Annotated in this window: 13 protein-coding genes; 6 read left to right on the forward strand and 7 right to left on the reverse strand. The window is 72.8% G+C overall.

Annotation, left to right across the window (positions count from 1 at the left end):
- Window positions 1-162: 162 nt before the first annotated feature.
- The 3 genes from dapF to miaA all read right to left on the reverse strand — a co-directional run bounded on the left by dapF (window position 163) and on the right by miaA (window position 2,848).
- On the reverse strand, window positions 163-1,071 hold the full coding sequence (dapF, locus tag AB0P06_RS21440; RefSeq protein ID WP_363609570.1) for a diaminopimelate epimerase: 909 nt from the start codon (window positions 1,069-1,071) through the stop codon (window positions 163-165).
- Window positions 1,072-1,158: 87 nt separating this feature from the next.
- The gene (locus tag AB0P06_RS21445) at window positions 1,159-1,668 is read right to left on the reverse strand and encodes a hypothetical protein (protein ID WP_363609572.1); all 510 of its coding nucleotides are present in this window, start codon (window positions 1,666-1,668) and stop codon (window positions 1,159-1,161) included.
- 229 nt (window positions 1,669-1,897) lie between these two features.
- Window positions 1,898-2,848 carry a tRNA (adenosine(37)-N6)-dimethylallyltransferase MiaA gene (gene miaA / locus AB0P06_RS21450; RefSeq protein ID WP_363609574.1) on the reverse strand — a complete coding sequence of 317 codons (951 nt, stop codon included), beginning with the start codon at window positions 2,846-2,848 and terminating at the stop codon, window positions 1,898-1,900.
- A 158-nt stretch (window positions 2,849-3,006) separates the two neighbouring features.
- Between miaA and AB0P06_RS21455 the strand changes: the two genes are divergently transcribed.
- A complete protein-coding gene (locus AB0P06_RS21455; RefSeq protein ID WP_363609576.1) occupies window positions 3,007-3,246 on the forward strand; it encodes an antitoxin in 240 nt (79 codons plus the stop codon).
- 50 nt (window positions 3,247-3,296) lie between these two features.
- Here AB0P06_RS21455 and AB0P06_RS21460 read toward each other — a convergent pair whose 3' ends face one another.
- A complete protein-coding gene (locus AB0P06_RS21460; protein WP_363609578.1) occupies window positions 3,297-3,995 on the reverse strand; it encodes a class III extradiol dioxygenase subunit B-like domain-containing protein in 699 nt (232 codons plus the stop codon).
- A 66-nt stretch (window positions 3,996-4,061) separates the two neighbouring features.
- Window positions 4,062-5,558 carry a tRNA (N6-isopentenyl adenosine(37)-C2)-methylthiotransferase MiaB gene (gene miaB / locus AB0P06_RS21465; protein ID WP_363609580.1) on the reverse strand — a complete coding sequence of 499 codons (1,497 nt, stop codon included), beginning with the start codon at window positions 5,556-5,558 and terminating at the stop codon, window positions 4,062-4,064.
- Between the two features lie 84 nt (window positions 5,559-5,642).
- Between miaB and AB0P06_RS21470 the strand changes: the two genes are divergently transcribed.
- The gene (locus AB0P06_RS21470; RefSeq protein ID WP_363609582.1) at window positions 5,643-6,662 is read left to right on the forward strand and encodes a TAXI family TRAP transporter solute-binding subunit; all 1,020 of its coding nucleotides are present in this window, start codon (window positions 5,643-5,645) and stop codon (window positions 6,660-6,662) included.
- A 35-nt stretch (window positions 6,663-6,697) separates the two neighbouring features.
- Here the strand turns inward: AB0P06_RS21470 and AB0P06_RS21475 are convergent, their stop codons facing one another.
- A complete protein-coding gene (locus AB0P06_RS21475; RefSeq protein WP_363609584.1) occupies window positions 6,698-8,137 on the reverse strand; it encodes a HAMP domain-containing sensor histidine kinase in 1,440 nt (479 codons plus the stop codon).
- Window positions 8,138-8,143: 6 nt separating this feature from the next.
- Window positions 8,144-8,896: a response regulator transcription factor gene (locus AB0P06_RS21480; RefSeq protein WP_363609586.1), complete on the reverse strand. Its 753-nt coding sequence runs from the start codon at window positions 8,894-8,896 to the stop codon at window positions 8,144-8,146.
- A 409-nt stretch (window positions 8,897-9,305) separates the two neighbouring features.
- Here AB0P06_RS21480 and AB0P06_RS21485 point away from each other — a divergent pair, with 409 nt between their 5' ends.
- The 4 genes from AB0P06_RS21485 (at window position 9,306) to AB0P06_RS21500 (ending at window position 12,667) form a co-directional block, all read left to right on the forward strand.
- Window positions 9,306-10,079, forward strand: a complete 774-nt coding sequence (locus AB0P06_RS21485; protein WP_363609588.1) for an amino acid ABC transporter ATP-binding protein — start codon at window positions 9,306-9,308, stop codon at window positions 10,077-10,079.
- 133 nt (window positions 10,080-10,212) lie between these two features.
- Window positions 10,213-11,115, forward strand: a complete 903-nt coding sequence (locus AB0P06_RS21490; protein WP_363609590.1) for a glutamate ABC transporter substrate-binding protein — start codon at window positions 10,213-10,215, stop codon at window positions 11,113-11,115.
- 53 nt (window positions 11,116-11,168) lie between these two features.
- Window positions 11,169-11,819 carry an amino acid ABC transporter permease gene (locus AB0P06_RS21495; protein ID WP_363609592.1) on the forward strand — a complete coding sequence of 217 codons (651 nt, stop codon included), beginning with the start codon at window positions 11,169-11,171 and terminating at the stop codon, window positions 11,817-11,819.
- Entirely contained in the window at window positions 11,816-12,667 is an 852-nt protein-coding gene (locus AB0P06_RS21500) for an amino acid ABC transporter permease (protein ID WP_363609594.1), read from the forward strand. The genes AB0P06_RS21495 and AB0P06_RS21500 overlap by 4 nt, the downstream gene beginning before the upstream one ends.
- Window positions 12,668-12,882: the final 215 nt, after the last annotated feature.

Consider the following 12,882-nt stretch of genomic DNA (forward strand, 5'->3'; position numbering starts at 1 on the left):
GCACCTCCGGCAGCGGTCACCGGAGCCTTGGCCGACCCGGTGGTCCATGCTACCGAGCAGAGCACGTTCCGCGGTGCGCTGCTTCCTGTCCGTCAGCCGGATCACCCGAACGGGGGGATTCAGCACCGCCCGAATTGGGCAAAACGCCCGCCCCCGAAGGGCTCAGCCCCGGAGCACGCCGAGCCACCCCGGGTCGAGCCGGCCGCTGGCCACGATCACCGCGGGTCCGGTCATCTCCACCCGGCCGTCCGGGTGTTCGGCGATCACCAGCCGGCCGCCCGGCACATCCACCGTGTAGCTGACGGTCTCTCCGGTGACCGCCGGGTCGGCGCCGTCCCGACGGGCCGCGGCCACCGCGACGGCGCAGGCGCCGGTGCCGCACGAGCGGGTCTCGCCGGAGCCGCGCTCGTGCACCCGCATCGCGACGTGGCGCGGTCCGCGGTCCACCACGAACTCGACGTTGACGCCCTCCGGGTAGACCCCCTCGGGGCTGGTCAGCGGCGCGGTCAGCAGGTCGCCGGCGTGGTCCAGGCTCGCCACGAAGGCCACCGCGTGCGGGTTGCCCATGTTGACGTTGCGGGCCGGCCAGCGCCGCTCGCCGACCGCGACCTCGATCCCGTCCGGTCCGGGCAGCACCGCGCGCCCCATCTCCACGGTGACGTCGCCGGGCGTACCGTCCTCGGCGGCCTCGGCCACCCTGACCCGCCGCACGCCGGCCCGGGTCGCCACCGTCAGTTCGCCCGGCTCGGCCAGCCCGGCCTCGACCAGGTAGCGGGCGAAGACCCGCACGCCGTTGCCGCACATCTCGGCGATGCTGCCGTCGGAGTTGCGGTAGTCCATGAACCACTCGGCCCGGTCGGCCTGGTCCGCGGCGGCCGGGTCGGCGGCGGAGCGCACCACCCGCAGCAGCCCGTCACCGCCGATACCGGCCCGGCGGTCGCAGAGCGCGGCGACGGCCTCGGGGCCGATCGCCAGCCGGCCGTCCGGGTCCGGGAGGATGACGAAGTCGTTCTGGGTGCCGTGCCCCTTGAGAAAGAGGAGGCCAACGGGCTGCTGGGAGGATTCGCTCACCCTCCCGATGGTACTGAGCCACCGCGCAGGGCACCGGCCGGGCCCGTAGGGCGGACCGGACGACCGGCCGGACGGCCCCGGCAGGCCTCAGCGCAGGTGGACGACCCGCCACAGGGCGAGCGCGCAGGCGGCCAGCGCGATCAGGGTGTAGATCACGATCGCCTTCCATCCGGCCCGTTCGCCGGAGCCGCGGCGCGGCAGGCCCGGCCACTTGTACCCGGCGTGCCGGGCGGCCATCGCCCCCCAGCCGACCGAGGCGGCGGTGAGCAGCATCCCGAGCATCCCGACCATCGCGGAGCCGGTTCCGCCGGAGCCGAAGGCGAGCGGGAAGGCGAACATCAGCGAGCCGACGGTGGCCAGCAGCGCGATCGGCAGCGTCTGCCACCAGCGCAGCCGGCGGCGCGGGCGGATCTCCCGCTCGTGCACCGCGCCGGAGGGGGTGCGGGTGTCCAGCGCGGGCAGCGCGACCGCGTAGGAGGTGGGGGCGTCGAGGCCCGCCAGCACGGGCAGGTCCGGCAGGGTCGAGGCGTCGGGGCCGTCGGCCTCGGCGGTGGCGCTCCCGCTCTGCCCGGATTCGGGGCCGGTACCCGTCGACACGCGGCCTCCCCTGACAGTTCGACACGAGTGCGGACTCGCGGCCGGACGCGACCGGCCCTCGCGGACCGGCCCTTATGGCATCGATGATGGCATGTCCAGGGGAGCGTTCCGGGCCTGACCGGGGCCATCGGGTGATCCGTGGCCATCACGTGATCGGGCCGTAACCGCCGGTTCGTTCTGCACGCCCGCCTGCGCGCGCAGGTGCACCGCCGGATTGGCCGGATACCGCCTACGCGCCGTCCTTTTCCTGACGTTCGATCAGCTCCAGCGAATCCGCCAGCAGCTCGGCCGGGTCGGCACCGGCCGGGCGGGAGAGCCAGTGGATCCGGCCGTCCCTGCGGAACCAGGACTCCTGGCGGCGGGCGAACCGCTTGGTCGCCCGGACGGTCTCGGCGCGGGCCTCGTCCTCGGTGCACTCTCCGGCGAAGTGGTCCAGCACCTGCTGGTACCCGAGCGCCCGGGAGGCCGTGCGCCCCTCGCGCAGGCCGAGCCGCTCCAGTGCCCGCACCTCGTCCAGCAGTCCGGCCTCCCACATCCGGTCCACCCGCAGGGTGATCCGCTCGTCCAGTTCGGGCCGCGGCACCGCGACACCGATCTGCACCGCGTCGTAGACGGCGGTGTTGCTCGGCAGGTTGGCGGTGAACGGCTGCCCGGTGATCTCGATGACCTCCAGCGCCCGGACGATCCGCCGGCCGTTGCCGGTCAGGATGGCCTCGGCGGCGGCCGGGTCCAGCTCGGCCAGCCGCCGGTGCAGCGCGTAGGGGCCGGCCTGCTCCAGCTCGGCCTCCAGCCGGGCCCGGACGGCCGGGTCGGTACCGGGGAAGTCCATCTCGTCGATCGCCGCCCGGACGTACAGCCCGGAGCCGCCGACCAGGACGGGGGTGCGGCCGGCCGCGAGCAGCCGGTCGATCTCGGCGCGGGCGAGCCGCTGGTACTCGGCGACGCTGGCGGCCTCGGTGACGTCCCAGATGTCCAGCAGGTGGTGCGGGACGCCGTCGCGCTCGGCCCGGGTGAGCTTGGCGGTGCCGATGTCCATGCCCCGGTAGAGCTGCATCGAGTCGGTGTTGATCACTTCGCCGTCGAGACTGCGGGCGATGGCGACGGCCAGGTCGGACTTGCCGGCGGCGGTCGCGCCCACCACGGAGACGACACGGGGCTGAACGGTACGGGAGCTGCTCACGGCACCAGTCTCGCAAAACCGCCGCCGCGCCGTTGACCTCCCCGCCCGACTGGTCCTATTGGGTGACGATATGCCTGGCTAAGGCCAGGTCTGCGGTTGAGAACGGTTCGACCGCGACGGACGTTGAGCAGAAGACAGAAAGGAACGGTGAGAACGCCATGGGTCTGATGGACAACCTCAAGGGCAAGGCCGGAGAGCTCAAGGAGAAGGCGAGCGAGCTGGCGGGCAAGCACAGCGAGCAGATCGACAACGTGGTGGACAAGGCCGGCGGCGCGATCGACAAAGCCACCAAGGGCAAGTACACGGAGAAGATCGAGACCGGCACCAGCAAGGCCAAGGGCGCGGTGGACGACTTCGCCCACAAGCCGCAGCCGGGCAACGGCGGCCCGTCGGCCTGACCCGCGTTCCGGTCACCCCGTTCCGGCCGGTCGTGCCCGGCCGGAACGGCTCAGCCCCAGGACGCCACAACGTACCCGACGCCGTACGGCGCGTCCTGGTAGCCCAGCCGTGCCTTGAGGCCGGCGCCCTCCGCGGCGCCGGCCAGCACCTGCCAGGGGGCCCGGCCCTCGGCCCGCAGCTCGGCGGCCAGCCCCTGGTCCACGGCGGCCAGCGCGGCCAGGTCGGCCGAGCCCAGCGCCTCCGCGAGCGCCGCGTCGAAGCCCTCGGCGCGCTCGTCCAGGTAGCCCGGCGCCTTCACCGAACGGCAGGCGCTGCCGTCCCCCATCACCAGCAGTCCGACCCGGTCGGCCAGCCCGGCCAGGCCCTGGCCCAGCCCGAGCATCCGGTCGGCGGGCGCGTCGGCGGGCACGGCGCAGGCGTGCGTCGGCAGGGCCGCCCCGGCCCGCTCCAGCAGCCAGGCGCCGACGGTCAGCGAGGGCGCCAGCTCCGGCCCCTCGACCCGGCCGGACGGCAGCCTGGCCACCAGCGGCACCCCGTAGCGGTGGAAGGAGCCGGCCCCGCCCTCCGTCCACACCTCGGCCTCCGGCCCGGTGCCGACCACCACGACCAGGTCCGGCCCGGCCCCGAGCAGTGCCGCCACCGCCTCGTCGCAGGCGGCGCGCAGCGGCTCCAGTTCGGCGGCCGCCCCGGCGGCGACCTCCGGGACGAGCAGCGGCGGACAGGGGCAAACGGCGGCGGCTACCAGCATGCGGATCACTCTAACGAAAGCGGCCCGGCGGGATCACCGATCCCGCCGGGCCGCCCTGGGCCATGGTCAGTCGCCGCAGCAGCCGCCCGCCGGGGCGGCGGCCGGCGCCGCGGGGGCGCCGATGGTCGGCAGGCCGAGCATCACTCCCGCGGGCTTGGCGGCGGGTGCCGCCTGGCGCTTCTCCCAGGCGTCCCCCGCCCGGGTGCGGCGCACCGCGAGCGTCGGGCCCTCGGCGAGCAGGTGGTGCGGGGCGGCGTAGGTGATCTCGACGGTCACCATGTCGCCGGGGCGCACCGGCTCGGCGGGCCGGGTGAAGTGGACCAGCCGGTTGTCGGGCGCGCGGCCGGAGAGCCGGTCGGTCCGGTCGTCCTTCTTGCCCTCGCCCTCGGCGACCAGGATCTCCAGGGTGCGGCCGACCTGCTTCTTGTTCTCCTCCCAGGAGATCTCCTCCTGGAGCGCGATCAGCCGGTCGTAGCGGGCCTGCACGACGGCCTTCGGCACCTGGTCGGCCATCTCGGCGGCCGGGGTGCCGGGGCGCTTGGAGTACTGGAAGGTGAAGGCGTTGGTGAAGCGGGCCTCGCGGACCGTGTGCAGGGTCTGCTCGAAGTCCTCCTCGGTCTCGCCGGGGAAGCCCACGATGATGTCGGTGGAGATGGCCGCGTCCGGCATCGCCTCGCGCACCTTCCGGATGATGCCGAGGAAGCGCTCCTGCCGGTAGGAGCGGCGCATCGCCTTGAGCACGGTGTCCGAGCCGGACTGCAGCGGCATGTGCAGCTGGTGCATCACGTTCGGGGTCTCGGCCATCGCGGCGATCACGTCGTCGGTGAAGTCGCGCGGGTGCGGCGAGGTGAAGCGGATCCGCTCCAGGCCCTCGATCTGCCCGGCGGCGCGCAGCAGCTTGGAGAAGGCCTCGCGGTCGCCCAGGTCTGAGCCGTAGGCGTTGACGTTCTGGCCGAGCAGGGTCACCTCGATGACGCCCTCGCCGACCAGCGCCTCGATCTCGGCGAGGACGTCGCCGGGGCGGCGGTCCTCCTCCTTGCCGCGCAGCGCGGGCACGATGCAGAAGGTGCAGGTGTTGTTGCAGCCGACCGAGATGGCGACCCACGCGGCGTACGCGGACTCGCGGCGGGTGGGCAGGGTGGAGGGGAAGGTCTCCAGCGACTCCAGGATCTCGACCTGGGCCTTCCGCTCGATCGCGGCCCGCTCCAGCAGCGCGGGCAGGTGCCCGATGTTGTGGGTGCCGAACACCACGTCCACCCAGGGGGCCTTGCGGACGATGGTGTCGCGGTCCTTCTGTGCCAGGCAGCCGCCGACGGCGATCTGCATGCCCTTGTGGCGGCTCTTGACCGGCGCCAGCTGCCCGAGGTTGCCGTACAGCTTGTTGTCGGCGTTCTCGCGCACCGCGCAGGTGTTGAACACGACCAGGTCGGGGTCGCCGTCCTGCCCGGCCTTCACGTACCCGGCGTCCTCCAGCAGCCCGGACAGGCGCTCGGAGTCGTGGACGTTCATCTGGCAGCCGTACGTGACGACCTTGTAGCTCTTCAATCCGCTCTCACCGCTCACCAGACCAGGGTACGGGCAGCCGCGAAACGCTTTCCCCGCCGGTCGCCCCTCCCGTTCGCCCCGGCGGACTGGCACTATCCCTGCATGGCCCCCAGCTCTCCGCACCGACTCGGCACCGCCGTCCGCGCGGCGGCGCACAGCCCGCTCTGGCGGACCGTGCTGGTCCTGGTGCTGGTGGCCGCGGGGCTCGGCGGCTGGTGGCTCTCGACCGGCCGCTCGCCCTCCTATCCGCGCGGCGAGACGGGCTTCGCCACCGGGGTGCAGCGCGGCGTGTACGACCGGTACGGGCAGCTGTTGCAGACGCACATCGCCAAGGCGATGCCGGGGGTACGGCTGCGGCTGGACAACTCGCAGGGCTCGCTCGACAACCTCGCCCGGGTGACCGGTGGCCAGGACGACTTCGCCATCGCCACCGCCGACGCCGTCGCCCAGTACTCCGGCCCCGGCAAGGAGCGGCTGCGGGCCATCGCCCGGCTCTACGACGACTATTTCCAGCTGATCGTGCCGGCCTCCTCGCCGGTGCACCGGGCCGCCGACCTGAAGGGCCTGCGGGTCGGCGTCGGCCAGTCGCTGTCCGGGGTGAACCTGGTGACCAGGCGGCTGCTCTCCTCGGCCGGGCTCGACCCGGACCACGACATCAAGCCCGCCATGCTGGGCATCGGCGACGCGGTCGACGAGCTGCGGGCGGGCCGGCTGGACGCCTTCTTCTGGTCCGGCGGCCTGCCGACCAGCGCGCTCACCGATCTCTCGGAGCACACACCGATCAGGATCGTGCCGCTCGGCGACCTCGCCGAGGCCGTCCACCAGGTCCCGGGCGGCGGCACCGACGCCTACCGGGCCGCCACCATCCCCAAGGGCACCTACCCCGGCGCCGAACCGGCGGACGCCGTCGCCACCGTGGCCGTGCCCAACCTGCTGATCACCCGGGACGATGTGGACACCGATCTGGTCCAGGGCATGACCAGGGCGGTGATAGACAGCCGGGACCAGATCGGCGCCAAGGTCCACGCCGCCCAGCTGGTCGATCTGCGCACCGCCGTCTACACCGACCCGCTCCCGCTGCACGAGGGCGCGATGCGCTACTACCGCTCGGTGAAGCCCTGAAGCCCTGAGGCCCGGGAAACCGCGGGACAGGGGTGCTACGCCCGGCCCTTCTCCGGCCGCGGCACCGCCAGGGTCACCGCGAGGCCGGTCGGCTTCACCGGGGCGAAGGTGAGCGAGCCGCCGCCGGCCTGCAGCAGGGTGCGGGCGATGGAGAGGCCGAGGCCGGAGCCGTCCACGTTCTGATGGCGCGCACTGCGCCAGAACCGGTCGCCGGCCCGGGACAGCTCCTCCTCGGTGAGGCCGGGCCCGTTGTCCGAGACGGTCACCGCGATCTCCTTGCGCTGCACCGCGACCAGCAGCCGCACCCGGCTGCCGGCCGGCCCGAACTTCAGCGCGTTGTCCAGCACCGCGTCCAGCGCGCTGCCGAAGCCGATCGGGTCGGCCATGCCGAGTGCCAGCGCCGGCCCCTCCCAGCCGAGTTCGATCCCGCGCCGCACCGCCACCGGCCGCCAGGCGTCCACCCGGGCCAGGGTGAGCGCGGCCAGATCGGTCGGCTCGGGCTCGGGGCGGGCGTGCTCGGCGGTGGCCAGCCCGAGCAGGTCGTCCAGCACCCGGGCGAGCCGGGTGCCCTCCTCCCGGACCCCGCCGAGCTCCTCCTCGTGTCCCTCGGGCAGCTCCATGCCCAGCAGCTCGACCCGCAGCATCAGCGCCGCCAACGGGTTGCGCAGCTGGTGCGAGGCGTCCGCGACGAAGGCCTTCTGCTGGTCCAGGGCGAGCACCACATGGTCGGCCATCTCGTTGAACGACCGGGCGAGACGCTGGAGCTCGGGCGGTCCGCCGCCGGGTGCCACCCGGGCGGCCATCCGGCCGGTGGCGATGGAGTGGGTGGCCCGGTCGAGGGTGCGGACGGGGCGCAGCACCCACTCGGTGAGGCGTACGGCCAGCAGCACCGCGACGATCATCGCGGCCGCCTCGCCGGCCCCGATCACCAGCCAGCTGTGCAGCACCCGGGCGCGCATCGGGCCGGTCGGGGACTCGCTGAGCACCACCGCCACCACGTCGCCGTCCCGGACCACCGGGGCGGCGATGGTCAGCGTCCCGTCGGTGGTCCACGGCCAGACCTGCCGCGGGTTGTGGCTGCGCCGCCCGTCCAGCGCCTCCTGGAAGGCCTGCTCGCCCCAGCCGCCGGCGGGCACCCGCCAGTCCGCCGGGGCGGCGGCGATGGGGACGCCGTCACGCTGGAAGATGCCCAGCCTCACCCCGTACAGCTCGTGGTAGCGGGCCACCTCGGCGTCCAGCGCGTGCCGCCGGCCGAGCTCGCCCGGCGCCGGCCCGGGCTCGCCCTTGACGGCCGTCTCCGGGGCCGAGGGGCCCGCGGTGGGCAGGTCCTGGGCGAACCGGGCGGCGTCGTCGATCCGGTCGACCAGCACCCGGCTCTGCTCGGCGGCGGCGAACGCCGCGGCCAGCGGCAGCCCGAGGGCGGCCAGCACGCAGAGCATCAGCGCGAGCAGGATGCCGAGCAGGCGGTTGCGCACGTGCGGTCAGCGCTCCGCGCGGGCCGGGGGCGGCTGCCCGGCGGAGGCCGGGGACTCGGCGATCAGCCGGTAGCCGACGCCCCGGACGGCCTCGACCAGGCCGGGCAGGGCGAGCTTGGTGCGCAGCGAGCCGATGTGCACCTCCAGGGTGCGGCCGTTGCCCTCCCAGCCGCTGCGCCAGACCTCGCTGAAGATCTGCTCGCGCCGGTAGACCACGCCGGGGCTCTGGGCGAGCAGCGCCAGCAGGTCGAACTCCTTGCGGGTGAGCGGCACGTCGCGGCCGTCCACGCTGACCCGGCGGCGCTCGCGGTCGATCCGGATGCCGCGGGACTCCAGCGGCCCGCGCTGCTGCGGCACCGTGTCGGGCGCGGGGGCCGCGGCGGCGGTGGGCGCGGCGCCGCGCCGGGCCACGGCGTGGATGCGGGCGAGCAGTTCGCCCATGTCGTACGGCTTGGTGACGTAGTCGTCGGCGCCGAGGTTGAGCCCGTGGATCCGGGAGCGGATGTCGGCTCGCGCGGTCACCATGATCACCGGCACGCCGCTGCCGGCCCGGATCCGGCTGCACACCTCGAAGCCGTCGCGGTCGGGCAGCCCGAGGTCGAGCAGGACCACCCGGTACGGGTCGTGGCCGTCCGGCACCAGCGCGTCGAGCGCCTCGTGCCCGCTGCGGGCGTGCCTGACCTGGAAGCCGTGCCGGCCCAGGACCGCGACCAGCGCGGCGGCCACGCGTTCGTCGTCCTCTACGAGCAGTAGTCGCATCGTTCCTCCTTCCTCCGACGTTTCCAGGGGTGTCGTGCGGTGTTCCCAGGGGTGTCGTGCGGTGTTCACGGGCCCCACCGGGCAGGTCCCGGTTCTGCGCAGTATGGGCCAGCGGGCCGTCCGGCGCCAGGCTCGGCCACGGTCCGGAACCGCGCGGGACGGCGCGCGGCGGGGCGGGTGCCCGCTGTCACCGTGCCCGTACCGGACGCGCGTGAACAGTGCCCGCCCGGCGTGTGGCCGGATCGTGATCCTCAAGTTCCGCTCAGATCGGCTGACGTGACATCGTCAGGGCTCCTATGGTCACCCCACCGGGGGCCGCGGCTCCGCCGGCTGCGGCCCCCGGATTTCGTACCACCACTGCCGCCCAAGGGAGTTCAGCTCTCCGGGCCGACACGAGGGAGCAGGCGCGATGACCGAGGGCCCCACCGAGGACGCCAGCGCCACGCCCGCTCCGCTGGTGGTGCTGAGCGGGGTGAACAAGCACTTCGGCGCCCTGCACGTGCTCCAGGACATCGACCTGGAGATCACCGAGGGCGAGGTGGTGGTCCTGATCGGACCCTCCGGCTCGGGCAAGTCGACCCTCTGCCGGACGATCAACCGGCTGGAGACGATCGACTCCGGCACGATCACCATCGACGGCCGCCCGCTGCCCGCCGAGGGCCGGGAGCTGGCCAGGCTCCGGGCCGAGGTCGGCATGGTCTTCCAGAGCTTCAACCTGTTCGCGCACAAGACCGTGCTGGAGAACGTGGTGCTCGGCCAGGTCAAGGTCCGCGGGATCGCCCGCGAACAGGCGGTGCGGACCGCCCGGGACCTGCTGGAGCGGGTCGGCGTCGGCGCGCAGGCGGACAAGTACCCGGCCCAGCTCTCCGGCGGCCAGCAGCAACGCGTGGCGATCGCCCGGGCGCTGGCGATGAACCCCAAGGTGATGCTCTTCGACGAGCCCACCTCGGCACTCGACCCGGAGATGATCAACGAGGTGCTGGAGGTCATGCGCCAACTGGCCGCGGACGGCATGACGATGGTCGTCGTCACCCACGAGATGGGCTTCGCCCGGTCCGCCGCCAACCGCGTGCTCTTCATGGCGGACGGCCGGATCGTCGAGCAGAACACCCCCGAGGCCTTCTTCACCGCACCCCGCAGCGAACGCGCCAAGGACTTCCTCTCGAAGATCCTGCACCACTGACCGTTCCGATGACCGCTCCGAGTTGACGCGCGGTCAGCGGCGGCAAGCGCGCCGCCCGCCCGCGCCGTCGCATGCACCGTCCAGACGCCAGCGCCCGGTAGAACCGTGGCCCAGCCCGAGGAGATCCACCCTCATGAGGACTCGTCGCACCTTCGCCGTCGCGCTCTGTGCCATCGCGCTCACCGCCACCGCCTGCGGCAAGGACGGCTCGCCCGGCGACGCCGCCGCGACCGCGAGCAACGCCCCGAAGCTGCCCACCTACACCGTCAAGACCGACGCCAAGCTGGACGGCTCGCCGGTCTTCGCCGAGGCCAAGAAGCGCGGCCAGCTGATCATCGGCGCCAAGTCCGACCAGCCGTTCCTCGGCTTCGAGGACATCGCCAGCGGTGACCGCAGCGGCTTCGACATCGAGATCGCCAAGATGGTCGCCGCCGACCTCGGCTTCACCCCGCAGCAGATCAAGTGGCAGACGCTGGTCTCCTCGCAGCGCGAGCCGGCCATCGCCAAGAACCAGATCGACTTCTACGTCGGCACCTACAGCATCAACGACGAGCGCAAGAAGCTGGTCTCCTTCGCCGGCCCGTACTACATCGCCGGGCAGGACCTGCTGGTGAAGGCGGACAACACCGCCATCACCGGCCCGGACTCGGTCAACGGCAAGAACGTCTGCACGGCCACCGGCTCCACCTCGATCAAGAACATCCAGCCGTACAACGCGAAGATCACCCAGTTCGACACCTACTCCGCCTGCGTGGAGAAGCTGCTGTCCGGCGAGGTCGACGCCGTCACCACCGACGACGCCATCCTCAAGGGCTACGCCTCCAAGTACGCGCCCAAGCTCAAGGTGGTCGGCCAGCCGTTCACCAAGGAGAACTACGGCGTCGGCCTGAACAAGGACGACGCGGTGCTGCGCGCGGCCATCAGCGACGCCCTCAAGGCCCACCAGGACAACGGCGACTGGAAGAAGGCGTACGACGCCACCCTCGGCCTCTCCGGCTCGGCCGCCCCGCAGCCGCCGGCCCTGGAGCGGTACTGATCCCTCCGTCGCTTCCGACCGTTCCTGACCGCTCCTGAGAGGAGGGCCGCCACATGGGCATACTGTTCGAGGACGACAACTTCGCGCTGTTCCGCGACGGTTTCCTGCAGACGATCGAGCTGAGCGCGCTCAGCGCCCTGCTCGCCCTGCTGCTGGGCACCCTGCTGGCGGCCTTCCGGGTCTCCCCCGTCCCGGCGCTGCGCGGCTTCGGCACCGCCTGGGTGACGCTCTTCCGCAACACCCCGCTGACCCTGCTGTTCTTCGCCGTCGAGTTCGGGCTTCCACCGCTCGGCGTGCACTTCAGCCACCTCACCTTCGCGGTGCTGGCACTGGGCGGCTACACCGCGTCCTTCGTCTGCGAGGTGCTGCGCTCGGGCATCAACACCGTGCCGCTCGGCCAGGCGGAGGCCGCCCGCAGCCTCGGCATGACCTTCGGCCAGACCCTCACCCTGATCGTCCTGCCGCAGGCCGCCCGGACCGTACTGGCGCCGATGAGCAGCGTCTTCATCGCCCTGCCGAGAAACTCCGCGATCGCCGGCGCGTTCAGCGTGAGCGAGCTGTACAGCGTGCAGCAGACGCTCTCCGAGCGCGGCTACTCGATCTTCGCGATCTTCTTCTGGGTGGCCTGCGCCTATCTGGTGATCAGCGCCACCGTCGCCCTGCTGTTCCGCTTCCTGGAAGACCGACTGGCGGTGGCCCGATGAGCTCCCTCTTCACCCGCTCCGCCACGGCCGGCGTCCTCTACGACGCCCCCGGCCCCCGGGCCCGCGCCCGGTACCGGCTGTTCGGCGCGCTGTCGCTGGCCGGCATCGCCGCCCTGCTCTGGTACGTGATCGCGAGCCTCGCCGGGAACGGCCAGTTCGACTCCCAGCTCTGGGAGGCGTTCGAGTACAGCACCGTCCAGCAGCGGATCGTCGACGGACTGCTGGCCACCCTGGAGGCCTTCGCCCTGGCGGCGGTGCTCTCGCTCGCGCTGGGCGCGCTCCTGGCGGCCGGCCGGCTCTCCGACCACCGGCCGGTGCGCTGGGCGGCCACCACCTTCGTCCAGTTCTTCCGGGCGATGCCGCTGCTGATCCTGATCGTCGCGCTCTACTACGCCTTCTTCGCCAAGGAGCCGATGTGGGCCCTGGTCCTCGGGCTCACCCTCTACAACGGCTCCGTGCAGGCCGAGATCATCCGTACCGGCGTCAACGCCGTCCCGCGCGGCCAGGGCGAGGCCGCGTACGCGCTCGGCCTGCGCAAGACCCAGGTGATGACCACCATCCTGGTGCCGCAGGCGGTGCGCTCGATGCTGCCGTCGATGATCGGGCAGCTGGTCGTCACCCTGAAGGACACCTCGCTCGGCTTCATCATCACCTACCACGAGCTGCTGTTCGTCGGTAAGGCGATCGCCAGTCAGCCGATCAACGCCGCGGGCTTCCCCTACATCCCCGTCGTCCTGGTGATCGGGCCGATCTACATCGCGATGTGCCTGCTGCTCACCGCGCTCGCCCGGTGGATCGAAGCGCGCGGCCGCCGCGGCGCGAACCGGCGCACATCGGCTGCTGCTTGACGGACACGCAGGTGAACTGTTGCATTGCTCTTCGTGACACCATCCGGGACCATCCTCGCTCTGCGCCAGAGGGCGCGCCGACGCGGAAAGCGACGAGCGACAGACGACGCAGGAGCGCCAGAGCGAGGAGTGTGCGTGTCGGGTCCCGAGCGCCCCGCCGGTTCCGGACGCCCGGCCGCGAACGGGCGGGTCACCGCGTATGACGCCGCCCCGCC

The organism is Kitasatospora sp. NPDC088351 (assembly GCF_040685575.1).
Lineage (GTDB): Bacteria > Actinomycetota > Actinomycetes > Streptomycetales > Streptomycetaceae > Kitasatospora.

What these genes read in the sequence shown, in the direction of transcription:
- AB0P06_RS21480 (WP_363609586.1), bottom strand. Translation starts at nt 8,896, where the DNA reads ATGCGACTACTGCTCGTAGAGGACGACGAACGCGTGGCCGCCGCGCTG.
- AB0P06_RS21485 (WP_363609588.1), top strand. Translation starts at nt 9,306, where the DNA reads ATGACCGAGGGCCCCACCGAGGACGCCAGCGCCACGCCCGCTCCGCTG.
- AB0P06_RS21500 (WP_363609594.1), top strand. Translation starts at nt 11,816, where the DNA reads ATGAGCTCCCTCTTCACCCGCTCCGCCACGGCCGGCGTCCTCTACGAC.
- AB0P06_RS21495 (WP_363609592.1), top strand. Translation starts at nt 11,169, where the DNA reads ATGGGCATACTGTTCGAGGACGACAACTTCGCGCTGTTCCGCGACGGT.
- AB0P06_RS21470 (WP_363609582.1), top strand. Translation starts at nt 5,643, where the DNA reads ATGGCCCCCAGCTCTCCGCACCGACTCGGCACCGCCGTCCGCGCGGCG.
- AB0P06_RS21460 (WP_363609578.1), bottom strand. Translation starts at nt 3,995, where the DNA reads ATGCTGGTAGCCGCCGCCGTTTGCCCCTGTCCGCCGCTGCTCGTCCCG.
- AB0P06_RS21490 (WP_363609590.1), top strand. Translation starts at nt 10,213, where the DNA reads ATGAGGACTCGTCGCACCTTCGCCGTCGCGCTCTGTGCCATCGCGCTC.
- AB0P06_RS21455 (WP_363609576.1), top strand. Translation starts at nt 3,007, where the DNA reads ATGGGTCTGATGGACAACCTCAAGGGCAAGGCCGGAGAGCTCAAGGAG.